Consider the following 25,187-nt stretch of genomic DNA (forward strand, 5'->3'; position numbering starts at 1 on the left):
CATGTCATTGAATTTAATAGGACAAGTGGTTCGCTATCGCTGGGCCGTCATTCTTCTCAGCGTTGGGCTAGCCTTTTATGGCATTTTTCAACTTGCGCGTCTGCCGATGGACGCGGTGCCGGACATCACCAATCGCCAGGTTCAGATCAATACGTTCGCTCCTGCGCTGGCACCGGGGCAGATGGAACGTCAAGTCACCTACCCGCTTGAGACCGCATTTGCCGGACTGCCCGGATTGGTCAGCACTCGTTCGCTTTCCCGAAATGGCTTTTCGCAGGTAACCGTCGTGTTTACCGATGATACGGACATCTATTTCGCGAGGCAGCAGATCGCAGAACGCTTGCGAGAGGCGCAGTCGTCGTTGCCCGAAGGAGTCGTCCCTGCAATGTCACCGGTCACGACGGGGCTAGGCGAAGTATTGACATGGACCGTCGATTTCGCCCCTCGAGATCCCAAGGCTTCATCTGCAGCTGGTGCTCCTGGCTGGCAAGCCGACGGAACTTTCCTGACTCCGGAAGGCAAGGTACTCTCCAGCCCACAGGAGCGTGCAACGTATCTTCGCACTTTGCAGGATTGGCTCATTGCACCGCAGATGCGATCAACGAAAGGTCTGGCGGACGTCGACTCAATCGGGGGTTACGAAAAAGAGTACTCCGTGCATCCTGACCCCGCACGGTTAACTGCGTATGGCATCAGTTTTACGGAGCTGGCGGACGCATTGCGCCGTTCGAATGTTCAGGCAGGCGCTGGTTTCATTGAACGCTCCGGTGAAGGCTTGGTCGTGCGGACTGACGCCCTTGCGCGTGGTGTGCAGGACTTGGCGCAAGCACCGGTGGTCAACCGCAACGGACTCATAATCCGCGTCAGTGATGTCGCGCAGGTGTCCGAAGGACAGTCTCCAAGACTAGGTGTGGCCACGCGCGATGGTCATGAGATCGTGCTTGGCTCGGCGCTGATGATTGCGGGCGGTAACAGCCGGACAGTTGCGCAGGACGCATCTGCCCGACTCACCGAGGTTTCAAAGTCATTGCCCCCGGGAATCGAAGTTAAAGTCGTTCTCGACCGCAGTAAGCTGGTCAATGCCACGATTGGCACGGTTGCGGAGAATCTCGCGGTTGGTGCCCTGTTGGTCATCGTCGTGCTGTTTCTGTTGCTCGGCAACATTCGCGCCGCGACCATTACTGCCTTGGTGATCCCTCTCTCTTTCCTGTTTGCCGTGATCGGAATGCAGCGCTTCGGCATCAGTGGGAACCTGATGAGTCTCGGTGCCTTGGATTTCGGGATCTTGGTGGATGGCGCAGTGATTGTGGTCGAAGCGACGCTGCTGTTGCTTACGCAACGCCAGCATGAGCTGGGGCGGCGGCTGACACTCAGGGAACGATTGAGCGCTGTCGTTGAAGCGACCGGAAAGATGGCGCGCCCAGCAGCATTTGGACAGGCAATTATTCTCCTCGTGTTCGCGCCAATTCTGACGTTGCAAGGTGTTGAAGGAAAGACATTTCAGCCGATGGCTGCGACGTTCATGTTTGCGCTGGTGGGCGCTTTCATTTTTTCGTTTACGTTTGTTCCCGCAATGGCGGCGTTGTTCATCCGCGCACCTGAAACCGCCATTGCCCCTGCCGATTCGATGCACTCCGAGGAGGGACATGCGGACGAACATGAGACGAAAGTCCTCCGGGTACTTCGTCGGCAGTTCGAACCGCTGATTGATGCGGCAATTGCGAAGCCGCGGCGAATGCTTGCTGGCGCTGCGGTCCTGTCGTTGGTTGGAGTCGTCGCCTTTTTGTCGCTCGGTCGTGAGTTCATGCCGACACTGGATGAAGGCGACATCGCCATGCAGTCATTGCGAGTCCCGTCAACGTCCCTGGCGCAATCAGCAGAAATGCAACGGGAACTGGAATCTGCGATAAAAAAACAGCCGCAGGTTCAGACGATGTTTTCGCGTACCGGTACCGCGGAAGCCGCAATCGATCCAATGCCTGCCAATATTTCCGACAGCGTTATCGTGTTAAAGCCGAGATCGCAATGGCCAGACCCGGGTCTTTCCAAGGAAGAGCTGGTAGAAAAATTTGAAAGCGTTGCGAAAACGCATATCGGCAATAATTTCGAATTCAGTCAGCCGATCGAATTGCGATTCAACGAGCTTATTTCCGGAGTACGCTCCGATATGGCGGTGATGATCTATGGCGAGGATTTCGATGTTCTTCGTAAGGTAGCGGACGAAGTGGCGGGCAAATTACGCACTGTTGACGGTGCGGTTGACGTACAGGTGGAACAGGTGGCTGGCTTGCCCGCCATGACTGTGCAAGTTGATCATTCCGCCGCATCTCAATTCGGACTTACGGCTCAGGATGTCGCGCAGGCGTTTTCCACGGCAGTCGGGGGTGAGTCTGCAGGCACCATTTTTGAAGCGGATCGGCGCTTTGAAGTCGCTGTACGTCTCGAGGAGAGCATGCGTGCGGATCCGGTGCAATTGGCCGCACTGCCGGTAATCGGACCAAGCGGGGTTTCGGTACCTCTGTCGTCTGTCGCAAAAATCGTCGTCGCGGAAGGTCCTAACCAGATTAGTCGCAACAATGGCAGCCGCCGCATTGTCGTACAGGCCAATGTCCGCGGGCGTGACCTCGGGGGCTTCGTGACGCAAGCTCAGGAACAGGTATCGGCCGTAAAATTGCCTCCTGGTATCCGCATTGAATGGGGAGGCCAATTTGAGAATCTGCAACGCGCCGAACGTCGACTCGCTTTCGTCATTCCGATCGTCTTTATCCTCATTGGTGGACTGCTGTACATGGCACTAGGGAGCATTCGCGAGGCGGCACTGGTCTTCGCTTGCGTGCCACTGGCCTTGGTTGGCGGCGTGCTTGCACTTTCCGTTCGCGGCATGCCGTTCTCGGTCTCGGCAGCCGTTGGTTTCATTGCAGTTTCAGGCGTTGCCACGTTGAACGGTCTCGTTCTGATGCAAGCCATCCGGGAGCAATTCGACGCCGGAACGGTTTCGCTGGAAGCGGCGCGGATCGGCGCGAAGAGTCGATTGCGCGCTGTGCTGACAACCGCACTCGTGGCCATCGTCGGCTTCATGCCAATGGCAATGGCAGCCGGAGCCGGGGCGGAGGTCCAGAAACCCTTGGCAACCGTCGTAATTGGCGGTCTGCTCACGGCAACGCTATTGACCTTGCTGGTTCTTCCGGCATTCGCGAGTCGTACCCTGCGTGCTCGCGAGAAGGTCGCATTGCCGACAGATTGAATGATTAATGTCGATAATAGATAAGAACCCGGGTCCAACCCAAGATCGCGGGTTGTCCTGGCACAATAGTTCCAGAAGGAGGTTTCATATGTCAGATTGCGATTGCGGCAAGCCCGTAGAACTCAAGTCGATGGAGGCGAGACAGCGCCGGGTATTGATGATCGTCATGTCGATTAATATCGTGACGTGCATCATGATGTTCAGCGCCGCTTACTTCAGCGGGTCGTCGTCGCTACTTTCAGGGACGCTGGATAACCTCGGTGACGCTGCTACCTATCTGCTGAGCATCCTTGTCATCGGTGCCAGCGTACGGGCTAAGGCACGTGTTGCACTGTTTAAAGGGCTGCTGATATTTGGCGCAGCCATCGCCGTTGGACTGCAGATCATCTGGCGACTGAATAACCCGGCTGTTCCGGTCTTTGAAACCATGGGCGTGGTGGCGGCGTTGAACCTTGCATTGAACGGCGTCTGTCTGTGGCTATTGACGCCGATTCGCGACACCGACATCAATATTTCGTCTGCCTGGGAATGTTCACGAAACGACATGTTTGAAGGCGTAGCCGTCCTCGCCGCTACGGCAGGCGTCTGGCTATTTGAATCGGGATGGCCAGACCTGGTTGTTGCCATCGCATTGCTGGTCATGTTCCTTCGCTCGGCGTGGCGCGTCCTTCGTTCTGCGTGGAGAAGCCTATCGTCGAGTCCGGATTCCGCGGCAACTTGCGGCGCCTCGCCAAGGGGGATGAATAAATGAGTGGCGGACATGATCATGGCGCCGGCGAAATCAAGCACGAAAAGCCGCTTTGGATCGCGCTCTTACTGACAGGTACTTTCCTGATTGCCGAAGTCGTCGGTGGACTGATTACAAACAGCCTTGCACTGCTTTCCGATGCGGCGCACATGGGGACTGACGTGCTAGCGCTCGGCATTTCGCTGTTCGCGGTTCGTCTTAGCCGTAGGCCGGCAGATGCAAAGAAGACATACGGCTATGCCCGCATGGAAGCAATCGGGGCGCTGATAAACGGGGGAATGCTCTTTCTGGTGGCTGGCTACATCCTATGGGAAGCGTTTGGCAGGTTTCAGAAATCAACCGAAGTTGCGTCAGTTGGAATGCTTGTCATCGCAACGCTGGGCCTTGTCATTAACCTGATCTCAATGCGGTTGCTCGCGGCAGGCTCGGGCGAGAGCCTGAATGTCAAAGGCGCATATCTTGAGGTGTGGGCTGACATGCTCGGTTCCCTGGGTGTGATAGCAGGTGCGGTCATCATTTATTTCACGGGATGGACCATCATCGATCCGATTGTTGCCGTGCTGATTGGCCTTTGGGTACTTCCACGAACATGGCGACTAATGTCCCAAGCCGTACATATGCTGATGCAGGGTGTTCCGGAAGGACTGGAACTGGCGACCGTCGATGGTGCACTGAGGGAGATCAAAGGCGTCCGCGAGTTGCACAACCTGCATATCTGGGCACTGGGGTCAACGCAAACGGTTCTGACGACGCATCTTGTCTATGATGAAACCGAAATTGATGCGGAAGCTCTAAGGCAAGAAGCGACTCGGATGCTTAGGGATCGCTTTGATGTGCATCAAAGCACGATTCAAATCGAATCAAGTGCATGCATAAACTGACAGGGCCAGGCAGGATATTACTGCCTGGGACTGGCCCGGTCTCCCATCGCACTTTCTGCCTCACGAATGTTTCGAGCCGATCTTGAATTGCAGAACATTCGAAATAAGAACCCACCGACGGATGTTGGTGGGTTTTTTCGTTAATTGACCACACGCTCGAGCAGTTCAATCACTGCGTCGCGCTCGTCCATGGCATGAATGGGTAGAACCAGGACATCGCCGGTCCGCGCCCAGTCCAATGCGGCACTGATCAACTGGTGAATATCCGCGACGACCATCACCTGCTCAGTGGGAATGCCTGCCCTTGTCACGGCGCCCTTGAATAACGCTCCTCGGCATTCTTTTTTGTAAGTTTTTTTGCTAAATAGACTTTAGTTTGCAACACTCTATTTAGCGTGGGCTATTGCATTATTTCGTGACAGATGCACGTTTTTGTGTCCCAGAAATGTCCCAGACAGGCCTGAAAGGCGCATGGTTGCGCTGTGAACCCACCTCTCATAATGCTGGGGTCGGTGGTTCGAGTCCACCTATAGCCACCATATCGCACTGCGAGATTGTCCAAGGCGCTTCAAAAACCCGCGAAATATGCGGGTTTTTTTATGCCCGCTCTCCAATACTCTCCGCATTCCTACATTGCTATCCAGAGATTCAGGGGGCATAGTTGGGGGCATAGTCGGCATGAAGAAATTCCATGCCCCCAGGAGATCCACTATGCCTTTAAGCGACGCTTCCATTCGACAAGCCAAGTCTTCCGAGAAAGTGGTCCGCCTGTATGACTCCGGCGGCCTCTATCTCGAAGTGACACCCTCCGGATCGAAGCTTTGGCGTTGGAAATTCCGCATTGCTGGTAAAGAGAGGCGACTCGCTCTAGGCACCTACCCGGCCACGGGACTCAAGGAAGCGCGCCAACGGCGTGACCAAGCCAAGGGGCAACTTGAAGCAGGCACCGACCCCAGCGCCGCTAAACGCGCGGACAAGCTTTGTAGCCAAGACCAAGCAGCCAATAGCTTCGAGAAGGTGGCGATAGAGTGGCTGCACGTCAAGAAACACGAATGGACTGAAAAACAGTTCACCAAAGAACAGGGTCGGCTAAAGAAATACGCCTTTCCATACCTTGGTAATCGGCCGATCGCTGAGATAGGCGTTGCCGACGTGAGGGTTGTAATCGAGCGACCGGCAAGAGCCGGTTTTCTTGAGCAAGCCCACCGGCTTCGATTCCAGCTAAGCCGAATCTTCAAGTTTGCGATCGCGACTGAACGAGCCGAAAGGGATCCAGCGTCTGACTTAAGCGCAGCCCTCCCCTCGCGACGCAAACAGAGGCATCCAACAATTATTGAACCGGACATGATCGCGCTGCTTCTCAGGGCGATTGACAGTTACGAAGGGAGTCTCGCAGTGGCTGCAGCACTTAAGCTGGCGCCCATGTGGTTCTGCCGTCCTGGAGAAATCAGAATGGCCGAGTGGTCCCAGATAGAGCTGGAGGGCGATCAACCACGATACACGGTCCCACCGATGAACCGGAAGCTTCGAAAGGCGGCGAAGGAAGCCAAAGAAACGCCTCCCCACGTCATCCCACTCAGTTCACAGGCGGTCGACATTCTGCGAGAGTTGAAAACGTTCACCGGCCGAGGTAGTTTCGTTTTCCCCAGCGGGCGTGAACCCTCGCGCAACATGAGCGACGGCGCAATCAATGCTGCGCTGGCCCGCCTTGGCTACAAGGGGTTGATAGTTGGTCATGGCTTTCGACACATGGCGTCAACCCTCCTGCGAGAACAGGGTTGGTCGAGAGAGGCGGTGGAAGCTCAGCTTTCCCACGAGATCGGCGGGACGGAAGGTGTATACAACTTGGCAAAGTTTTTGCCAGAGCGAACGCGAATGATGCAGGCTTGGGCGGACTATTTAGACCAACTCAAAAAAACTCCGACTGTATGAACGATCGATCAGACGGAATACCTAAGAACGAGCGCTCTACATCCAAGACAGCGAAAGCCGAGCAGGTCAGAAAAAAGCGTCTCCAGTTAATCGAGTTCGGTCTTTCGGAGTTCAAGCACCGGGTCAAAGTAACTGAAATTGACCGTCCGATCACCTGTGCCGTATGCGATCGTTGCAAGCCCGTTCCACCTCGTTCGCAAAGTATCCACGGGCGTCATTTCTCAAAGCTGATTGATCGCCTAGAACTGTTGTTTGAAAATGGAGCGGGTGAACCAGACTCCGTCAGGGATCTCTATATGGCTCCGTGGTTCGACGCCATGGACTACACGTGCACCTATAGAACTCTATTGGGGACTTTTAATTCGATCATCTTCGCACTTTTTAGATTTGGCTACCCGCCGGAACAAATCCGGCATGTTTTCGACGAACTTTGGGCTGACCGCCTGTCTCTACCTAACTGGTTTGTAAGCACCATTGGAGTTGAAGAGCCAGAGGAGAAACTTGAAGCGAGCCTTCGATTCTGAATTGATGCCGCAAGAAAATACGACGAGGCGATAATGTCGCAGAAGCAAGTAGAGGTTGCGTGTGCTCCTCTCGCGGCATCCAATCTTTACTTGGGCTTGATTCTCAGGTTGAGTTCGAGCTCTCGGTAGATGCGGTACACCCGCTTGTGGTTCCATGGAAACCCCTTCACATTGCGCAGATGCAGGTAACAAAGCTTGAAGCCCCATGTTCGATACGCGGTGGTTAGTCGCTCCAGCCAATCCGCAATCAAGACGTTCTCGTCGCTTTGCTTTGCGATGTAGCGGTAGCAGGTCTCGCTGATTCCAAATGCCGAGCAGGCACTTGATACGGACATGCGGCGCTGGGTGACTGCCCATTTGGCCATCTCACGGCGTTGAGATGGCCTTACCATTTTTTTGCGAGCGCTTCCTTCAGCACATCGGCGCTCATCTGGGCCTCGGCATACATCTTCTTGAGCCGGCGATTTTCATCTTCGAGCTCCTTCAGACGCCCCATCATGGACGCGTCCATACCTCCGAACTTACTACGCCACTTGTAGAACATGGCCGAGCTGAAGCCGTGTTGGCGGCAGAGCTCGGGAACCGGCACGCCGGACTCGTTTTGCTTGAGAAAGCCAAGGATCTGGCTGTCGGTGAATCGCGATTTTTTCATGGGAATCTCCTAACGTAAGGGTATTAGAAAATTCCACTTCTGGCGTCACTGGTTTTTAGGGGGCATTACCATCGCATCTTGTAGGGGTCACGGATGCTTTGACGGTGCCTGCCGTCATGCCCGCCCGTGTGCTCTTTTCTCTTCGACTCGCTGCTTTTCGAGCGGAGCGCGGTCTGAGTGAACGTGGACCGGGGGATGAAATGGGGTTGGGGAATCGCGTGGGCTCCGTCAGGATCAACCGCTACGAGCGGCAGGAGCGATTCCCTGCATTAGACGATCTCGACTTGCTGGCGGACACTTTAAACATTCCCGTGGCCGCTTTACTGGCGCTGGATGACAGCACGGCTCGCGCAATCTGTGCATTGGCTCGTCTCACGGATGCTGAGCGTGAAGAGGCGGCAAAAAGATTGGAAGAACTTGCTGGTAGGAGCGCCGCGTCTGACATCGGCTGACGAACGGGCAGAAGCGCGGTTTCATCGCCTCGCCCCGTTGACTCGGCCACCATAAAGTGTGACGGACCGCTCGCTGCAACAGCGCCCAGTCGGCTGGGCGCTGCTTCAACGCTTTATTAGCCATGAAAGCTGGCTATTGAAAGGGAGATCAACTGCCTTCGTCACGCCACCAGTTTTATCACTTCGTCCCAAGCGCGCTGCTTTATTTGCGCACCTTGGCCAAACCACGCCGCCTCTCGGCGGTGATCGCCAGACCGCGCGCGCCGGTGAAAATCGACAAACTCCGTCACACTGTTGAGCAAACCCCACGCCGTCCCACGGCTTGATGCGAGCAACGCGCCTTTGCCGCCACCCTCGTACATTGAACGCACGTTGGCGATGGCTTGTTCGTTGGCAACAGGGGCGGCGATATCTTGAGCTTGATAAGTCAGAACGCGTCGCAGCAAACCTTCGACCGAATCCGGATCAACCGGACATTCACACAAGGCTTTCATACGTGAAACAAAAGGCTCCCAGGACGACACAGCGATGCCGAGTTGACGCTTTACCACCTCCGGATTGAACTTCGAACGGTGCGACACCTTGATAGAACCGCTGGAATCACCCAAGGCGATCTGCAAGGTGTTGTTGCATACGACGCGCACAGAGGTAAATTGCGCTGTCGTGGCGAGCGACCCGTCGCAAGCAGTTGCCAGTAGTAAATAGCCATCTACCTTGTCCCTATCCTTGAGTGTGACCGACTGGCCAGTACGGGCAAGCGCCCAAAGCTTGCGGCCTTCGCGGAGCACACCGGCGGTCTCCAACTCAAAGCCGCCCACTTCGGTCAGATCTCGGTAGAACTCCAGCACTTCGCCAGGCTGCACGACCTTGTAGCGATTCGACACCACGGCCAACGGAGCCTTGGTATCCGAGCGATACAAAACCTTGTTTTCCGGAAAGGCATGAATTGCGCCAATGTTGCCATTGCCGGAAATGAATCGAACTTCGGATTCTTCAATCCTCCAGTCCATTCCCGCGTGCCTTTTCCATTCATCAATAGACTGTTGCGGGCGCAGTTTGTTGCCCAAGCCATGCCACGGACGGTCACCCGTGTAGGCCATTGTTTCGACCAGATGCATTTCGTTTCCTCATTGTTGGCCGCATAAACGCCCATGGCCCGGGCGCGATGCCGGGCCGTGGACAAAATGCAGGGAGTGGGTTGGATCAGGAGGCCTTTGAACGACCGCAGATGGCGCATTTGACGATACCTGTCAGGACAGCCGCGGTGACGACCAAAACGCAATAGACGGCTTCGAACTTATCTCTGCTCAATTCATTACACCTTTGGTAAGCGCATCAGTGCGGAGCGCCTGAACGCGAAGTAGCTATCCACCGACTTCAACAAGGTGTTATAGGTTTGAAAATTTTTTGGGCGCGAAGGGGCGCTTGTGACCCAGAACCGACGTTGAGCGCGAATAAAGAAACTCGTACCTGCCCCGACTTTCATCTAAGACGCCCAGGCCCCCTTGTCGGCCAGTCGGGCCAGCAACTGAGAGATCCAACTGCTCGTCATCCCACAGCCATCAGGATCTCGAAGGGCTGCTCGATCCATTCCATCACACGCAGGCTCATTTCTTCATCGGATTGCGGAAGAATGCATCACCATGCACGTTATATAGCACGCTCCAATCAGGGCATCGCAGTGTTCGCATTGGCTAGCTCGCGTTCTGGAAACTCTGTAGATGATGGAGGTCCGTCCTTCGGCCGTCGGGACTTACTTCCCGCGGTTTTAAGGCGATTGATTAGTCGGCTGAGCGAGATCCCTCCGCTGGACTCCTTACCCTGGATCGCGGTAGGCATGCGCTGGAGCTTCAGACCGATGACTCGCGTCGAGTGGTTCCCGACGGCCAGCACTTTGAGCTTGATGACTTCTGCCGGCTTCCATTCCGTTCCGCGGTTCTTCGGCGTTTTCATGCTGTCTCCAGGGCAGGGAGAAGCGGCCACATTGATAAATCACTTCTGGCCGAGGTCAATCTCTATTGACTACTTCCAGCACAAATACTAATATTTAGTCATCTATAAGCCATTGATTCTATTGATTATGAAGTCAGATACTGGCGAACCAACGAGCGAAGCAAGAGATCTAGCCGAATTGGCGCGACTTGCTGCGACCGGTGCTCAGGAGGACATCCGCCTCTATCTGGCAAAACTTGTACGCCGGTACCGCTCTTCGGATCCCGTGCTGGCGGCAAAGTTGGAGGATGCGTTGAAGAGGACGGCTGCAGCGTCGGGTCGCGGCGCGGCGGTGCTGCGGGCCGATACCGGCAGCACGCTGCGCTCCCAAGCGATCCCACCAGTTGATCGTGACAGCCGGCTCTCATTGGTCCGGATGTTCGACGATCGGGGTGGGATTGAGCCTCCGCTGCTACCCGCGGACGTGCTCTCCCAGCTTGAGGCGGTCGTGGCTGAGCGTCGCAATGTCGAATTGCTAGAGCGTCGCGGGTTGCGGGCCACCAAATCGCTCGCGTTCGTCGGTCCGCCTGGCGTAGGGAAAACGCTCTCCGCGCGGTGGCTTGCTGTACAGCTCGCCAAGCCGCTGTGGGTGCTGGATTTGACAGCAGTGATGAGCAGCCTCTTGGGTCGGACCGGGCACAATTTGCGCAGTGTGTTCGACTATGCGCGCGAACAAGAAGCCATCCTTCTGCTCGACGAATTCGATGCGATCGCCAAGCGACGCGGGGACGATTCCGACGTCGGTGAGATCAAGCGCGTGGTGACGGTGATGCTGCAGGAAATCGAGGATTGGCCAGCCAAGAGCATGCTAATCGCCGCCACCAATCACCAAGAGATGGTCGATCCGGCACTGTGGCGGCGTTTCGACGCCGTCGTCCACTTCCAGAATCCCACACAGCAAAGCATCGCCTCGGCGATTCGCCGATTCATGGGAGCGGATGCCGATGCCTTTGATAGGCTTGTCGATCCAATGGCTTGGATCTTTTCCGGGCAAACGCTCTCGGATGTCGAACGTGCGATCGGCCAACTGCGTCGTCGATTGGCGTTAAGTGCGATAACGCCTCGCGAAGCCCTTCAGGCAATGCTGGACGAGCGGATCCCGCCGCTCAAGAAGAGCGAGCGACTTCATCTCGCCATCGCGTGGGCGCAATCGGGCGTGTTTTCACATTCGGAAATAAACGAGATCACGGGCGTGTCCCGCGACACTATACGCAAACATGCAGGTCCCGCGAACCGCGTTGGCAGGAGGCGCCGTAAATGAGCAATTACCTCATAGGCAAGGCAGAGTTGCTGACCTATCCGATCAAGGCGCCGACCCGTGACAGTCCCGGAAAGGCGCATCCATACTCCTTGAATGAAGTGAAGGGCTGGCTTATTCCAGAACTTCACAAGTCAAATGAATACTTTTCCGCGCTGACAGCCCGTGAGGCGCCGAACGATGTCGCTGTGATCAAGCTCACCCTTCACCCGGCTTACATCGCCAAGTCGTATTTTCCGCGCGCTCTGTTGGGCCAAACCGGGTTGGTGGCTGTTGGCAGCAAGACCGTGCGCATCACCCCTAGAAAGCGCTCGAGCACCCGCATGCCCGAATCCGTCGACACCACGCAGTTGCTCATCGCGGGGCGCCGCGCCCACCTGCGCGCCTTGCCTGCCTTCACCGAGCAACTGATGGAAGGGACGCAGGAAGCACTCGATTTCGCAGAGATCGAGGAGATCTCACCGATGACCGAGGCCGATCGACTCAAGCCTCCCATAGGCGAAAGTGAGGTATTCGAAGTGGGATTGCACCTTCTGCCGGGACAGTCCAGCCGCCACGCGCTCGGCGATTTCTTGGTGCACGCGCATGCATGCGAATTCGCCGTCAATGAACAGTATCTGTTCGAGGCCGGCGCCCTAGTGTTCGTGGCCGTCGAAGGCTCGGCGTCCAATTTGGCGGCACTCGCTCGCTATTCATTAGCACGCGTGGTGCGGGAAATGCCTAAGCTGCGGGGCGTGCGACCAACCCAACGCGGGGCGACAATCGCCGTTCCGTTCTCGCTACCACCGGCCGAACCCCTCTCGCTGGAACCGAAGGTGGCCGTTCTGGACGGCGGCTTGCCCGCGAATCACGTGCTGCAGCCGTTTGTTAGGAAATACTTCGAGTCCGACGTTACCGCGCAAAGTGTGCCGGGCTACATCGAACATGGACTTGGGGTCACCTCCGCGTTGCTGTTTGGACCGATCGCACCGGGCTCTACGGCGGAACAGCCATACGCGCTCGTCGATCACCACCGCGTGTTGGACGCGGAGTCCAACCAAGAAGATCCGTACGAACTCTACAGGACGCTGGGACATGTCGAGACAGTACTCCTGTCGAGACAGTACCAATTTATCAATCTCAGTCTCGGTCCCGATTTGCCTTTCGAGGACACCGACATCCACGCATGGACAGCGGTGATTGACAACCTGCTATCAGATGGGGAGACGCTGCTGGCCGTAGCCGCTGGCAATAACGGCGAACGTGACGAGCTCACCGGTTTGAACCGCATCCAGGTGCCCGCCGATGGAGTTAATACGCTCGCAGTGGGCGCCGCGGACTCGGCATCGCAACAATGGAATCGCGCGTCCTACAGTGCGATGGGGCCTGGCCGGGTTCCGGGGCGGCGCAAGCCCGACTTGGTAGCATTCGGTGGCAGCGGCAACGAGTATTTTCACCACGCGGCGCCTGGCACTGTGCCGGCACTTACGGCGAATCTCGGAACGAGTTTTGCTGCGCCCTTGGCGTTGCGCAGCGCGGTAGGTATTCGCGCCGCGCTCGGAAGTGACATCTATCCGCTTACCGCTCGCGCAATCCTGCTGCATACCTGCGAATTCGGCGAGCACCACGACAAAGACCACGTTGGGTGGGGCCGGGTTCCCACCGACCTGCAGGCGTTGATCGCATGCGATAACCACTCGGCCCGAATTATCTACCAAGGCAAGCTTGCGCCTGGGAAGTTCCTCCGCGCGCCATTGCCCCTGCCTGATCAGATTCTTACTGGTTCGGTAAACGTCAGGGCGACCTTCTGCTTCGCAAGCCCAACAGATCCCCAGGACGCGAGCGCGTACACAAAGGCCGGGCTCACCGTGACCTTCCGACCTCACGAGGAAAAGAAGAAGGAAGGGGCACAGCATGCCCAGACCTTTAGTCTTTTTCCGAGTTCCGAATGGCGCGATGAAGCTGAACTTCGCGCCGATCTGGGGAAATGGGAGACAGTGCTGCATGGTGAGCACACCTTCCGTGGTACTAGCTTGCTAAGGCCGATCTTCGATATTCACTACAATGCCCGCGATGCAGGCGCGCCGACCAGTCACGCCGAAAGCATTCCATATGCCTTGATCGTGACTGTTAGTGCGCCGAAGTTCGCGAACATCCACCAAGCGATCCTAGACGCACACGAAGTGCTTCAAGTTATTGAGCCAAAGGTGCGCGTAAGGCTTCATGGATCTTAAGGCTGCAGCATCGGAGGGGCTTCTGCATATCTGATACCCGTAGCGACCAACCGGGTCATATTCAAAGCCGGCTAACGGTTAGAACGGCTGATCACATTGACCGCTTCTAGCCGTAGGTCGCAAGGCGACTCATTGCGGTCACTCGCTCCGTTTACCGAGAACTGGGGCCGCGCACGCCAGTGCCGACCCCAATTACGAGCACGCGCCCTTGGCCGCGTCGCGGCCAGTCGCCCTGTAACATCTACCTCGGGAAGGGCAATGGCCGGTCTCTCGCTGAGATCCCTGTCTAGGGCTTATCTGCACGTTGATCAACCCGCATCATCGCGATCAAGGAGAATCTATGTACTTGCACAGCCTTTCCGTCGAGGGGTTTCGCCGCTTAGACAACATCGAACTGCGGTTTCGTCCGGGACTCAATTTGCTAGTTGGTCCGAATAATGCAGGTAAGACGGCCGTAATTGACGCCCTACGCGTTCTTCTATCAACAGGCGATGAGGGTGCCCTCCGCGTCACCGATCTCGACCTGCACCTCGGCCCTAGCGGCATCCCGGCTTCACAAGCCACGTTCAAATACATATTTCGAGATCTGAGTCCTGACGAAGAAGCTGATTTCATTCAGGCCCTCAAGCCTGTCCAAGAGGGTGGCAAGATCGTCGGATACGAAGCGCACCTCGCTGTGCGCTACTCAAGTTCAAGTTTGGGCAATCGACTTCATGTAAGGCGGTGGGCCGGCGAACATGAAGAGGCTTCTATTTCGGTTGAGATGCTTGACGACTTACGCGCTGTCTACCTGCAGCCGCTTCGTGATCCCGCTCAGGGGCTTCGTCCAGGACGGGCAAGCCAGCTGGCAAGGCTGATTCAAAGCCTATCCGACCCGGCGGCGCAGCAGGAAGTGGTCGACGCCATGAAAGATCTCGATTCTGCGCTCAAGAAGACGGAGTCAATTAAAGAAACTCAAGCGGCAATCACAAAGCGGCATACAGACATGCTTGGGGCGCTACTTAGTCAGTCGCTCGATCTGAATCTAAGCCCGAACGATTTCAAGAAAGTCGCCGCACGGCTCAGCTTGTTGGTTGCAAATTTCGAGGTGGAGCAGAACGGATTGGGGTTCAACAATCTCATTTACATGGCGGTGGTTCTAAGTGAGCTCGCCTTAAGTAAGGAGGCAGCGTATCGAGCGCTACTTGTTGAAGAGCCAGAAGCGCACTTGCATCCACAGCTTCAGGCAGTCCTTCTAAGTTATCTGAAGGAAGTCGAAACGCCTGGCGAAGGTGAGAAAGCAGTGCAGGTGTTTCTCACCAGCCACTCTCCTAATTTTGCCGCGCTTGCCGATCTCGATTCTATTGGTTGCGTTTATCAGAGTAGCGACGCAGTCGAGACATTCTTTCCGCGTGAAGTGAAGTTTGAAAAACGAAAGAAGGAGAAGCTTCAGAGATACCTGAATGTAACGAGGGCGGAGCTGTTCTTCGCGCGGCGCATCATCTTGGTGGAGGGTGCGGCTGAGCTATTTCTCGTCCAGATTATGGCAAATAAACTCGGTTACGACCTGAAGAAGTATGCCGTGAGTGTCATAAGCGCCGACGGGCTAAATTTCGATGCGTTTATGCCACTGTTTGGCGAGAGTGCGCTCAGAATCAGAGTTGCCATTTTGTCCGACTCGGACGAGTCGGGCTACCCGGCGCTAGGTATTTCGCCGACTTTATCCGACGCCGCAAAAGTTATAAGTGCGGCGTCCAACGACTACGTCAAGGCCTTCTTCGGTGCGAAGACGTTTGAGTTCGCACTCGCGCAGTTGCCAAAAAACCACGCAACCATGTTGGCCGCACTAAAGGAGATCCATCCAATTATCGGGGCGGTGCTTGAGAAAGAGCTCGCAAGTACGGTGCCAGCGGATCAAGCGAAGATTCTCTTCAAAGGTATGTTCGAGCGTGGCGAAGGGAAGACAAGCGTGCAGAAGGGTGCGTTCGGCCAATCGCTCGCCCAGGTGGTTCTGGTAGATGGGCTGCCGTTGGAGGTGCCGGACTACATTGCCGCGGCCATCAAGTTCGCGTGTGAGGCCTAACATGGCGTTCTTTCCCACTCCGGAGCAGGAAGAAGTTATTGAGGGCGAACTCGGGTCACAGTGCGTTATAGCTTGTCCGGGCAGCGGCAAGACTGTGACTGCAGTTCGACGGCTCCTTAAAGTGCGGAGAGACTTGGGAACTGCGCGGAGCTATGTCGCCTTGCTGTCCTACTCGAACGTCGCAGTGGAGACGTTTCAAAGGGTGTATGACGAGCTAACACGCGATGTTCCTGGTTTGTCGAGGCGAGTGCTTATTGAAACGGTGGACTCTTTTTTAACGGCTTACATCTTGCGGTCTCATGGCGCGCGGGCAATGGGGGCCCGCCGGCAGCCATTTCTGGTGAACGGAAGTGAGGCATTCTTGGCGGGGTTCAGGATTTTCGACGGGAAGTATCCCCGAGAGATCAGGTATCTTTCCGTGAGCATTACAGATGACTCTACATTCGAGTACTCAATTAGGCAGGATTCAACCGTAGTTAAAGTAGATGAGAAGGCGGCAAGCGCTGCGATCAAGAAATTGGCAGCTGTCGGTGCCTACACTCACGAGCTAGGACGCTACTGGGCACTTATGACCCTCATCGAGGAGCCCAAGCTATTGGACGCACTTGCTAGAAGGTTCCCGCACATCATTGTCGATGAGGCTCAGGACGTAGGTAGCCTGCATGGCATTCTTCTTGATGCGCTGGCGTCGGCTGGCTCAACAATCTCGCTTATAGGTGATCCTAATCAGGCCATATATGAGTTCGCCGGTGCAGACGGCAGCTTCTTACGCAACTTCAAGGGGACGAGTGGAGCCAAGTTGTACTCGTTGACGCAGAACAGACGTTCAATCGGCGGCATCGTCGACGTTGCCAATCTGGTGGCAGGAACTACTGCCACAGCGGTCCGGACGCCAGGTGAGAGACGTTATGGCGCTTATTACCTTAAGTACGACCACAAGAACGTCGGAGCGAGTTTGGGTCTTTTCGAAGCGGTTTTGGCCACAAGCGGATACGATCACCACGAAGCAGCCATATTGTGTCGGGGGCGGCCTTATGTTGCAAAGCTCACTGGTGCAACATGCGACGCTGGAACTGGTTCGACAGAGTATTTTGCGCAGGCCGCGGTGATGCGGGATCGCAGTGGCAATGTTGGCGCAGCCTTTGAGCACACGGTGAGTGGTGTGATTAGGCTGCTGGACGCACCGCCGGCAGGATTGCGGAGTGAGATCGTAACTAACGCGGAAGGTGCTGACGCCAAAGCGATTCGTCGTCTCATATGGCGATTCCTGCGAGATAGCGACAGAGGGCTGCCTTCTGCAACCTTGAAGGCAAAGACTCAATGGCACCCAAAGCTGAAGCCACGCGTCGAGAACCTGCTGTCCAGCATCGAGGGCGCCACGTCGCAAAAGCGCCTGTCGTCTTGGAGTAACAACCTAACGACACGCGATTTGTTGGATGCGCCTCTTTGGGAGGCCGACCTTGCGAGTACAGCCATGAGCAGCGTACGTGTCGACACCGTTCACAAGGCGAAGGGTGAAAGCATCCGTGTCGTGATGTATCTCGCTCGGAACGAAGACGCGAATGCGCTCGTGCAGGGTACAGACACCGAAGATGGCCGAATCGGCTACGTTGCAGTCACGCGAGCCAAAGACCTGCTAATTCTCGGGATCCCAGCCACGGCAAAAGCTCCAGTTATCACGGCAATTGAAGGCAAGGGCTTCAAAGCATGGGAGTCCTAGCGGGTGAAATCTAGCCCCGCTGTGTTGGCGAATGTCCGATTATGGCCGAGACCAGAGCATCGACCCGAGTGCGGCCGCAGGCCCTGACTCGACCAACGTCAAAATTAAGAGCTGACATATGGCTGCTTTGCTCAAGCTGGTCGTAGCCAAACTGATCGCTGCAAAAGCGGTCTTCCACAACGGGAGCCAACCAAATTGCCGGGCTGATTTGGCGCCTGATGCCGATTAGCCCTATGTCCCTCCTCGCCCTATGCGCCACCACGACCTAGAATCAGTCACGGGGCTACAAGCGTGAGGGAATCTTGCGTATCTGATTTCCACCCGCGGCGCCTTAAAGAAATGATCATCCATTCAATTGCAGCAGGTTCGACTAAGTGACCCCACTCTCCAAGCTCCTCGACACCTTTCGATCCGCAGCAGTGACCGAGCGCGAAAAGGGCACGTACTTCGAAGAACTGATCCTTGCCTATCTGCAGAACGAGGCGATCTACAAGGACCTCTACCGCAAGGTTTCGACCTGGGCAGAATGGGCGCCGGCAAATGGCTTCACCGCCAAGGACGACGGCATTGATCTGGTGGCGGAAGTCGCCGGGTCCGGCGAGATCCACGCCATACAGTGCAAGTTTTACGACCCCGGCTACAAGCTGCAAAAGAAGGACATCGATAGTTTCTTCACCGCTTCCGGCCGCAAGCCTTTCGCCCACCGTGTCATTGTCAGCAGCACGGACCACTGGTCGGATCATGCCGAAAACGCACTTGTCGACCAGCAACTACCCGTCAGCAAGATCACGCTGCATGACCTGGAGGAAAGCCAGGTCGATTGGGCGAAATATCAGCCGAACGCCAAGGTCAGCCTCAAGCCGAAAAAGACCCTTCGCCCGCATCAGGCATCTGCGCTCACGGCAGTGACCGCCGGGCTACAGGGTGCAGATCGCGGCAAGCTAATCATGGCCTGCGCCAATGTCTAGCCGATGAATTCTCGGACATTTATGTGTTCCATCTGCGCGGCAACCAGCGCACCAGTGGCGAAACGTCGCGCAAAGAGGGTGGCAAGATTTTCGGAAGCGGCAGTCGTGCGCCGATTTCCATTTCACTGCTGGTAAAGAATCCGTCGGCGAACACGCATGGCCGCATCTTCCTGCACGATATCGGCGATTACCTGAGCCGGGACGACAAGCTGGAGAAGATTAGCGGCTATGCCAGCATTGCCGGTATCCCGGTCGATGCATGGCAGGCGATCACTCCGGATGAGCATGGCGACTGGATGAAGCAACGCGATGGTGGATTTGCGAAGTTCGCCCCAATGGGCGAAAAATCAGGGGCGTCAACGAGTGTTCTATTTGAGACATACAGCAGCGGCGTAAAGACTAATCGGGACGCATGGGCCTACAACGCGTCCCGGAACCGTGTCGCATCCAATATGGAATCCATGATTGACGCGTTTAATGCAACTTCCACTGGGGCGGCGACGTTCGATGTGAACGATCCCGGTAGAATTGGCTGGTCGTGGGTGCTACGACGTCGCCAAGAGAAGGGATTCATCGGGACTTTCAGACCTGAAGGCCTTGTAAAGGCCGTCTATCGCCCATTTAGTTCATCTTGGTTGTACTACGATCGCTACTTCAACGAGAACCGCTACCAGATGGCGCGGCTCTTTCCGGATCGTGGGGGTGACAACCTTGCGATAGTCGTGAAGCAAGGCTGGGAAGGCGAAGGATTCTTGTCGCTAATGGTTGATCGGGTGGTCGACGTTCAGTCGTCCGGAGGAACGCAATGCTTCCCTCTCTACCTCTACGACGAAGCCGCGCAACAGATAGAGGCCAGCCTGTTCACGAGCCAATCCGACACAGTCCCGCGCCGCAGAGACGCCATCACCGATGCAGGACTCGCCCATTTCACCAGCGCGTACCCCGGCGAGGCGATCAGCAAGGAAGACCTGTTCTATTACATCTACGGCATCCTGCATTCGCCGGATTACCGCGCGCGTTACGCCGACAACTTGAGCAAGGAACTCCCACGCATTCCCCGTGTGCGCACCCCCCATGATTTCTGGGCGTTCAGCAAGGCCGGGCGCGCCTTGGCCGCGCTGCATCTGAACTACGAAAGCGTTGAACCCTACCCACTCACCGTCAATGCCCAAGGCACACTCACCGACGCCGATTACCGCGTGGAGAAAATGAAATTCGCCAAGAAGAAGGACTCCGAGACCGGCAAGCCGGTGAACGACCGCAGCAACGTGATCTACAACGCAAAGATCACCCTGCGCGGCATTCCGGAAGCGGTCTGGGGCTACATCGTCAACGGCAAGGCCGCACTCGACTGGGTGATGGAACGGCAAGCCGTGCGCGTGGACAAGGACAGCGGCATCGTCAACGACGCTAACGACTGGGCCAACGAGACAATGGGAAACCCGAAGTACGCGTTGGAGCTATTCTGCCGCGTGGTGACAGTCAGCCTGGAAACGCAGAAAATCGTCGGAGCCCTGCCCGTTTTAGACATTCGTGAGGATGGCTGATTGTGGCCTCTGGACCGGTCTGTTACCAGACTGGGGGCACAAATGGGGGCACGACACCAATTCAGCATGCCTAAAGTACTTTGAAATCAGATAGTTATTCTTTGGGTTAGAGAGTACCCATACCACCAATTGCAGACACAGATCAGGGCGGCTTTTTCGAGACATACGCGCTTCCTGCGACAACAAACCGCAGCTCCAGATCTGTTGCCTTGCTGATTCCTACGCGCGGGCATGCAAGAATCACATCCGGTGTCCAACCATCGTCCTGAATGGTGATCATTCCTTCAGCGGTGATATCTAACCCGTCTAGATCCCTGTCAATTCCGAATGCTTGGGCCAGCTTGCCCGGTCCGCTACACAAGTCACGAAGGGCCTCACGACCCCGCGCCTGCCGCATGAGATTGATCCCTTTCAGCGGCTCCGCTGCCCTCAATAGAACCGCTGCCCCGTCCCCTTCCTGCCCGCATACCGCGTTGGCACACCAGTGAATGCCGTAGCTGAAGTAGACATAAAGATGTCCGGCGCGTCCAAACATGGATCGATTCCGCAGAGTTTGACCATGGTACGTATGTGAAGCAGGATCGTCCTGGGCATAGGCCTCCACTTCCACTAAGCGTGCGATGCGCCCGTCTTCGTGTACCAAAAGCTTGCCAAGGAGTTCCGGAGCGACCATGTCCGGCTTGCGAGAAAAGAACTCACGCGGAAGAACACTTCGTTTAGAGAACATATGCGTCATTGGCCCTAGGTTCTGCCGCTGACCGGAACCGGCTCGTCCGATGGTGGGGTATGTGCGCTAGAACCACTTGCGGTGGGCGCTAATGACAATCAGCAGCGCCGATACTGCAAGCATCGCACCGATCGTGACAAAGAAGCCCAAGTCCTTTGTTCCGAAGAAGCTGGTCTCAAAATTCATGCCCATTGCTCCCACCACTACGGACATAAAGCCAAATGTAGCGGCCAGAAAAGACAGGACCCGGAGGCTCTTGTTGGTGCGAAGTGCGATTCTGTTGGTGAGGACTTCGAGCGTTCCGACGACCAGTTCGCGCATGCCCTCTACGGCGCTGACTGCATTTAGAAATTGCTGTTCCAACCTCTCAAACTGCCTGGCAACCGACTCTGGGGCCTCAGGCATGAAGTCGGCGCGAGCAAGGCTCGAGAACACAATGCGGTGACTGTTGATCATTCTGCGTAGCCGCGCGGCCGTCTTGCGCATGTTGGCCAGCTTTACCGAGTCCTCGTCATACCGGTCCTCCAATATATCGGCTTCGATCCGATCCAACTCTCCTTCGAACTGCATGACCGCTTCGAAATACGTGTCCAAGCTCCAGTCCAGCAGCGATCCCATAAAAGAACGTGCATCGAGACAACCGAGGCGAGAATGTACGTATTCCCGTTCGCGAAGCGCATCGATGAAGGCGATAGGTCTTTCGTGACGGCTCATGATGAAGCCCGGCCCCAAGAAGAGGTCCAGCATCTTCCCGTCAAATTTAAGATTTCCCGTATGGTGAGGAACGGCAACCCGACACCACGCAAATTCACCGTCCACGCCGATCAGCGGAGTGCTCCCTGTCGAAGTGGCATTCTCTACCAGCGGCGCCGGAATCTTTAATCGAACCAGGACCGACTCCGGGCAGGTATTCGTCTGAAGATCAATCCAGAACATGTCGTCAGATCGTTCTGACGGTGCGAGCTCGGCGCAGTCGACCGCTTTAGCCTGACCGTCTGCGCAGTAATGGATAATTCTCACTCCATCGCAGTTAAACGCTGAATTTGGTTGGCAGAGAGACGCGTTCATGTGCTTTCCCGATACACAATGAGGTGGCGCTGCGGCAATTCGCAGAAGCACCACCTGATTACGTTATTGGACCTAGACCCGCGGCGGATCGGTCTCCCGTTCGAAGTGTCGGTGTCGGGCAAGTGCTTTGATAAACAGGCTAAACGCATCGGCCTTAGGTTCGCTAAGGAGTAGCAAGCCGGGGTCCGCCTCATCGCGGAGAATACCGGCGCCCTCCACGAACGTGACTGAGTCACCTATGGCAAGAATGGTTTTAAGGTGACGGAACTGATCTTTCACAAACTCAGCAGCCCGTCCGTCCCGAGTCCAAGCCTTTGCTGTGCCTTCGCCATCGGGAATGATCACACCATCAAACAGAACCGATGGCTCGTTTTCAAACGAAGCGTCGGCTTCTATCTGGCTCCCATCCTTAGCAGTGAACAGACCGACGCGCGGCCCAACCAGCCGTCCGACTGCGCCCACCTTCGAAAGTGCGTCCCCGGCCTTTGCTACTAGGTTGCCGTCGACGCCGTCGCCGACGAAAATCGCAACCTTTCTGGACGCAGGCCCCGTTACTCCGGGGCGTGCGAACATGGAAAGCGGCGCCGATTTGTCAACTTCCGGCTTAGGGGCTTCCGATAGCGCGCGCGGCATCGGATCCGGCATGGGCATACCCAGTCCTTCGGCAACTTGCGCGGCCAGATCGTCCGAAACATTGCGAAGCATCGACACGACCCTGCGACGGATCGCCGGCACGGTCAGTTTGGAAAGCTCAAACCGGAAGGCTGCTGCGATGTGCGCCTTCTCCACCGGTGATTGGCTGTTGTAGAACATCGCAGCCTGGTTGTAATGTTCGGCAAATTTTTCGGGCTTACCACGCACTTCGTCCTGTTGCACAGGCTCGGGGAACGATACATATCCGGCGGCACCGGCCTGGAACGGACAGCCACCTCCGAGGGAGTTCGGTTCGTAAGATACCCTGCCACGATGAATAGCCTGCCTATGAAGGCCGTCGCGCTGATTGTTGTGAACAGGAGCGATCGGCGCGTTGATCGGAATCTCATGAAAGTTGGGCCCACCCAAGCGTGTGAGCTGGGTATCGACATAGGAGTGAATGCGACCGGCAAGCAACGGATCGTTACTGAAATCGATACCGGGAATCACATGCGCCGTACAGAAGGCGACCTGCTCGGTTTCAGCAAAGAAGTTGTCGGGGTTGCGATTTAAAACCATACGGCCTAACGGAGTCACAGGTACCAGCTCTTCGGGTATCAGCTTAGTCGGATCGAGGACATCGAAGGAAAACTGCTCGGCCTCCGCCTCTGTGAACACCTGAACTCCGAGTTCCCATTCCGGAAAGGCCCCGGACTCAATTGCCTCCCACAGGTCACGTCGATGGAAGTCCGGATCACAGCCGGAGATCTTGACCGCCTCATCCCATACAAGTGCATGCGTGCCTTGCAGCGGCTTCCAGTGAAATTTGGCGAAGAGCGATTCGTGGCGCGCGTTCACAAATCGGAAGGTATGCACACCGAAGCCTTCCATCATCCGGTAACTACGGGGGATCGCGCGGTCTGACATCAGCCACATCAGCATGTGGGTTGACTCCGGCATCAGCGATACAAAGTCCCAGAACGTGTCGTGAGCGGAAGCCGCTTGCGGCATCTGATGATGCGGTTCCGGCTTCACGGCGTGAACCAAATCGGGGAATTTCATGGCGTCCTGAATAAAGAACACCGGCATGTTGTTGCCCACCAGGTCCCAATTGCCCTCATCGGTGTAGAACTTGACCGCGAACCCGCGTACGTCCCGCGCGGTGTCTTTGCTACCGCGCTCGCCAGCGACAGTGGAAAAGCGTACAAAGACCGGAGTGATTTTACCCGCTTCCCGGAAAGGAGCGGCGCTGGTAAGTTCCGTTTGCGGACCGTAACACTCGAAATAGCCGTGCGCCGCTGAACCACGGGCGTGCACGATGCGTTCGGGAATTCTTTCGTGATCAAAATGCGTCAACTTCTCGCGCAAGATGAAGTCTTTTAACAACGCCGGTCCGCGGAGTCCCGCTTTTAGCGAGTGCTGGTTATCCGCTACGGGGACACCTTGATTGGTCGTCATACGCTGGCCGGCGCTGTCAACCCTTACGCGATCCAGCGAGTCGATGGTCGAATTAACACCGGGAGTTGCCTGCGAGCCCAACTTTGCTGACCGTGACGACTCAGCAACGGTACTCGCAGTAGCCAAGGGCGAAGGCGGGGTCACCTCGGTACCTTCCCACGGATCCAAGCCCGCTTCGTGGCCGTATTCGCCTGCCTTCATTTCGTTAAACGACATTTCCGACGCGGTGGCTTCCGTTTCGGCGGCCTGTTCTGCGAGAAGGGTTCCGGAACCCACGGGCGGGACCTTAGGCTGGGCGTTACCGGAATTGCGGGTAGCAACCCCTGCATGTTGCTTATTGCTTCTCGATGTCTTGCGTGTAGTAGCCATATCAACTCCATGGCGGAGAGTGGATCAGGGAAAGAAAAATTCAATAACAAGCCCGCCGGAGGGCGGGCTTGCGGGTCTACAGCATGTCTTCGCGAGCTTGCTCCGCGCGGGATGCACCGATTGCGGTCTCCACTTGCTTTACCTCTTCGGGCGGAGGCAATACCGCAGGCATTCCCAGTCGCTGAATCCACAGTTCGCGACACCAGCCCATCGTGTGATAGAGGTGATGGTCTTCGTCCTCTTCCACCTCTTCGTATGCGGCCTTCAGGACCTTTGCCACGTCATCCTTACCGGCTTCAGCAACTTTACCGATCAACTCCCAATTGGAGTGGTCCTTGGTCTCGGCCAGAACTACACATTCACAGGCCACCAGTTCCGCATCGGCGGGATCGGCCTCGGCTCGGGCAAGCTCGATGGCCTTAACTAGGGAGGCGCCGATATGCGCGCAGACTTGACGCCCCGGGCTGGTTTCCTCAGTATCCATGCCAAGCTCGGCAAAGACGTTGGTCAGGACCTGTTCGTGGTGCTTGGTATGGTCCAAATACTCCTGCCATTCCTTGCGGAGATCTTTATTAACTGCTGCGGCGATGGCTGCGGTATATATCTTGATGCCGCCGCGCTCCGTTTCGAGAGCTTGAAGAAGAAGCTCTTTAACCGCGCCACTGTCGTACGGTTTTTTTGCCATGTTCCCGCTCCTAGAGTCGAATGTAGGGATGATCTTTGCACAGGAAATAGCAAA

At 56.2% G+C, this 25,187-nt stretch carries 19 protein-coding genes and 1 pseudogene; 12 read left to right on the top strand and 8 right to left on the bottom strand.

Annotation, left to right across the window (positions count from 1 at the left end):
- Position 1: 1 nt before the first annotated feature.
- The 3 genes from V3390_RS02045 (at position 2) to V3390_RS02055 (ending at position 4,873) form a co-directional block, all read left to right on the top strand.
- Positions 2 to 3,244, top strand: coding sequence for an efflux RND transporter permease subunit (locus tag V3390_RS02045; RefSeq protein WP_331703168.1), 3,243 nt, complete (start codon positions 2 to 4; stop codon positions 3,242 to 3,244).
- Between the two features lie 88 nt (positions 3,245 to 3,332).
- Positions 3,333 to 3,995 (top strand): cation efflux transmembrane domain-containing protein, encoded by a 663-nt coding sequence (locus tag V3390_RS02050; RefSeq protein ID WP_143925887.1) that lies wholly within the window; start codon positions 3,333 to 3,335, stop codon positions 3,993 to 3,995.
- Complete coding sequence (locus V3390_RS02055) at positions 3,992 to 4,873, top strand: cation diffusion facilitator family transporter (RefSeq protein ID WP_143925886.1); 882 nt, start codon at positions 3,992 to 3,994, stop codon at positions 4,871 to 4,873. The genes V3390_RS02050 and V3390_RS02055 overlap by 4 nt, the downstream gene beginning before the upstream one ends.
- A 140-nt stretch (positions 4,874 to 5,013) precedes the next feature.
- Here the strand turns inward: V3390_RS02055 and V3390_RS02060 are convergent, their stop codons facing one another.
- Positions 5,014 to 5,151 carry a hypothetical protein gene (locus V3390_RS02060; protein WP_331690256.1) on the bottom strand — a complete coding sequence of 46 codons (138 nt, stop codon included), beginning with the start codon at positions 5,149 to 5,151 and terminating at the stop codon, positions 5,014 to 5,016.
- Between the two features lie 433 nt (positions 5,152 to 5,584).
- Between V3390_RS02060 and V3390_RS02065 the strand changes: the two genes are divergently transcribed.
- Positions 5,585 to 6,805 carry a tyrosine-type recombinase/integrase gene (locus tag V3390_RS02065; RefSeq protein WP_331703169.1) on the top strand — a complete coding sequence of 407 codons (1,221 nt, stop codon included), beginning with the start codon at positions 5,585 to 5,587 and terminating at the stop codon, positions 6,803 to 6,805.
- Positions 6,802 to 7,329, top strand: a complete 528-nt coding sequence (locus V3390_RS02070) for a hypothetical protein (RefSeq protein ID WP_331703170.1) — start codon at positions 6,802 to 6,804, stop codon at positions 7,327 to 7,329. Before V3390_RS02065 ends, V3390_RS02070 begins: the two co-directional genes overlap by 4 nt.
- An 89-nt stretch (positions 7,330 to 7,418) precedes the next feature.
- Here V3390_RS02070 and V3390_RS02075 read toward each other — a convergent pair.
- A pseudogene (locus V3390_RS02075) lies at positions 7,419 to 7,981 on the bottom strand (transposase); the annotation flags it as partial.
- Between the two features lie 116 nt (positions 7,982 to 8,097).
- On the opposite strand from V3390_RS02075, the gene V3390_RS02080 reads away from it, so the two are divergent.
- The gene (locus V3390_RS02080) at positions 8,098 to 8,433 is read left to right on the top strand and encodes a DNA-binding protein (protein ID WP_331703171.1); all 336 of its coding nucleotides are present in this window, start codon (positions 8,098 to 8,100) and stop codon (positions 8,431 to 8,433) included.
- Positions 8,434 to 8,594: 161 nt separating this feature from the next.
- On the opposite strand, the gene V3390_RS02085 is transcribed toward V3390_RS02080, so the two are convergent.
- Together V3390_RS02085 and V3390_RS02090 are read right to left on the bottom strand one after the other, a co-directional pair.
- The gene (locus tag V3390_RS02085) at positions 8,595 to 9,551 is read right to left on the bottom strand and encodes a DUF932 domain-containing protein (RefSeq protein ID WP_331703172.1); all 957 of its coding nucleotides are present in this window, start codon (positions 9,549 to 9,551) and stop codon (positions 8,595 to 8,597) included.
- Between the two features lie 550 nt (positions 9,552 to 10,101).
- Complete coding sequence (locus V3390_RS02090) at positions 10,102 to 10,386, bottom strand: hypothetical protein (RefSeq protein WP_331703173.1); 285 nt, start codon at positions 10,384 to 10,386, stop codon at positions 10,102 to 10,104.
- 178 nt (positions 10,387 to 10,564) lie between these two features.
- Here V3390_RS02090 and V3390_RS02095 point away from each other — a divergent pair, with 178 nt between their 5' ends.
- From V3390_RS02095 to V3390_RS02120, 6 genes are all read left to right on the top strand, one after another.
- Positions 10,565 to 11,686, top strand: a complete 1,122-nt coding sequence (locus V3390_RS02095; protein ID WP_331703174.1) for an AAA family ATPase — start codon at positions 10,565 to 10,567, stop codon at positions 11,684 to 11,686.
- Positions 11,683 to 13,896 carry a S8 family peptidase gene (locus tag V3390_RS02100; protein WP_331703175.1) on the top strand — a complete coding sequence of 738 codons (2,214 nt, stop codon included), beginning with the start codon at positions 11,683 to 11,685 and terminating at the stop codon, positions 13,894 to 13,896. Before V3390_RS02095 ends, V3390_RS02100 begins: the two co-directional genes overlap by 4 nt.
- 340 nt (positions 13,897 to 14,236) lie before the next feature.
- Positions 14,237 to 15,958: an ATP-dependent nuclease gene (locus V3390_RS02105; RefSeq protein ID WP_331703176.1), complete on the top strand. Its 1,722-nt coding sequence runs from the start codon at positions 14,237 to 14,239 to the stop codon at positions 15,956 to 15,958.
- Position 15,959: 1 nt separating this feature from the next.
- Positions 15,960 to 17,678: an ATP-dependent helicase gene (locus V3390_RS02110; protein ID WP_331703177.1), complete on the top strand. Its 1,719-nt coding sequence runs from the start codon at positions 15,960 to 15,962 to the stop codon at positions 17,676 to 17,678.
- Positions 17,679 to 18,052: 374 nt separating this feature from the next.
- Positions 18,053 to 18,646, top strand: a complete 594-nt coding sequence (locus V3390_RS02115; RefSeq protein ID WP_331703178.1) for a restriction endonuclease — start codon at positions 18,053 to 18,055, stop codon at positions 18,644 to 18,646.
- A gap of 23 nt (positions 18,647 to 18,669) precedes the next feature.
- Positions 18,670 to 20,193: a type ISP restriction/modification enzyme gene (locus tag V3390_RS02120; RefSeq protein WP_331703179.1), complete on the top strand. Its 1,524-nt coding sequence runs from the start codon at positions 18,670 to 18,672 to the stop codon at positions 20,191 to 20,193.
- A 142-nt stretch (positions 20,194 to 20,335) separates the two neighbouring features.
- Here the strand turns inward: V3390_RS02120 and V3390_RS02125 are convergent, their stop codons facing one another.
- The 4 genes from V3390_RS02125 to V3390_RS02140 all read right to left on the bottom strand — a co-directional run bounded on the left by V3390_RS02125 (position 20,336) and on the right by V3390_RS02140 (position 25,133).
- A complete protein-coding gene (locus V3390_RS02125; protein WP_331703180.1) occupies positions 20,336 to 20,929 on the bottom strand; it encodes a DNA-3-methyladenine glycosylase in 594 nt (197 codons plus the stop codon).
- Between the two features lie 57 nt (positions 20,930 to 20,986).
- On the bottom strand, positions 20,987 to 21,856 hold the full coding sequence (locus V3390_RS02130) for a magnesium transporter CorA family protein (RefSeq protein ID WP_331703181.1): 870 nt from the start codon (positions 21,854 to 21,856) through the stop codon (positions 20,987 to 20,989).
- Between the two features lie 204 nt (positions 21,857 to 22,060).
- The gene (locus tag V3390_RS02135) at positions 22,061 to 24,355 is read right to left on the bottom strand and encodes a catalase (RefSeq protein WP_425492978.1); all 2,295 of its coding nucleotides are present in this window, start codon (positions 24,353 to 24,355) and stop codon (positions 22,061 to 22,063) included.
- A 169-nt stretch (positions 24,356 to 24,524) separates the two neighbouring features.
- Positions 24,525 to 25,133 carry a hypothetical protein gene (locus V3390_RS02140; protein ID WP_331703182.1) on the bottom strand — a complete coding sequence of 203 codons (609 nt, stop codon included), beginning with the start codon at positions 25,131 to 25,133 and terminating at the stop codon, positions 24,525 to 24,527.
- Between the last annotated feature and the right edge of the window lie 54 nt (positions 25,134 to 25,187).

Source organism: Aquilutibacter rugosus (assembly GCF_036541335.1).
Classification (GTDB): domain Bacteria; phylum Pseudomonadota; class Gammaproteobacteria; order Xanthomonadales; family Xanthomonadaceae; genus Aquilutibacter; species Aquilutibacter rugosus.

Coding starts and splice junctions, on each gene's coding strand:
- V3390_RS02070 (WP_331703170.1), top strand. CDS start 6,802: ATGAACGATCGATCAGACGGAATACCTAAGAACGAGCGCTCTACATCC.
- V3390_RS02045 (WP_331703168.1), top strand. CDS start 2: ATGTCATTGAATTTAATAGGACAAGTGGTTCGCTATCGCTGGGCCGTC.
- V3390_RS02125 (WP_331703180.1), bottom strand. CDS start 20,929: ATGACGCATATGTTCTCTAAACGAAGTGTTCTTCCGCGTGAGTTCTTT.
- V3390_RS02060 (WP_331690256.1), bottom strand. CDS start 5,151: ATGGTCGTCGCGGATATTCACCAGTTGATCAGTGCCGCATTGGACTGG.
- V3390_RS02065 (WP_331703169.1), top strand. CDS start 5,585: ATGCCTTTAAGCGACGCTTCCATTCGACAAGCCAAGTCTTCCGAGAAA.
- V3390_RS02090 (WP_331703173.1), bottom strand. CDS start 10,386: ATGAAAACGCCGAAGAACCGCGGAACGGAATGGAAGCCGGCAGAAGTC.
- V3390_RS02105 (WP_331703176.1), top strand. CDS start 14,237: ATGTACTTGCACAGCCTTTCCGTCGAGGGGTTTCGCCGCTTAGACAAC.
- V3390_RS02100 (WP_331703175.1), top strand. CDS start 11,683: ATGAGCAATTACCTCATAGGCAAGGCAGAGTTGCTGACCTATCCGATC.
- V3390_RS02080 (WP_331703171.1), top strand. CDS start 8,098: ATGCCCGCCCGTGTGCTCTTTTCTCTTCGACTCGCTGCTTTTCGAGCG.
- V3390_RS02110 (WP_331703177.1), top strand. CDS start 15,960: ATGGCGTTCTTTCCCACTCCGGAGCAGGAAGAAGTTATTGAGGGCGAA.
- V3390_RS02050 (WP_143925887.1), top strand. CDS start 3,333: ATGTCAGATTGCGATTGCGGCAAGCCCGTAGAACTCAAGTCGATGGAG.
- V3390_RS02140 (WP_331703182.1), bottom strand. CDS start 25,133: ATGGCAAAAAAACCGTACGACAGTGGCGCGGTTAAAGAGCTTCTTCTT.
- V3390_RS02085 (WP_331703172.1), bottom strand. CDS start 9,551: ATGCATCTGGTCGAAACAATGGCCTACACGGGTGACCGTCCGTGGCAT.
- V3390_RS02055 (WP_143925886.1), top strand. CDS start 3,992: ATGAGTGGCGGACATGATCATGGCGCCGGCGAAATCAAGCACGAAAAG.
- V3390_RS02130 (WP_331703181.1), bottom strand. CDS start 21,856: ATGTTCTGGATTGATCTTCAGACGAATACCTGCCCGGAGTCGGTCCTG.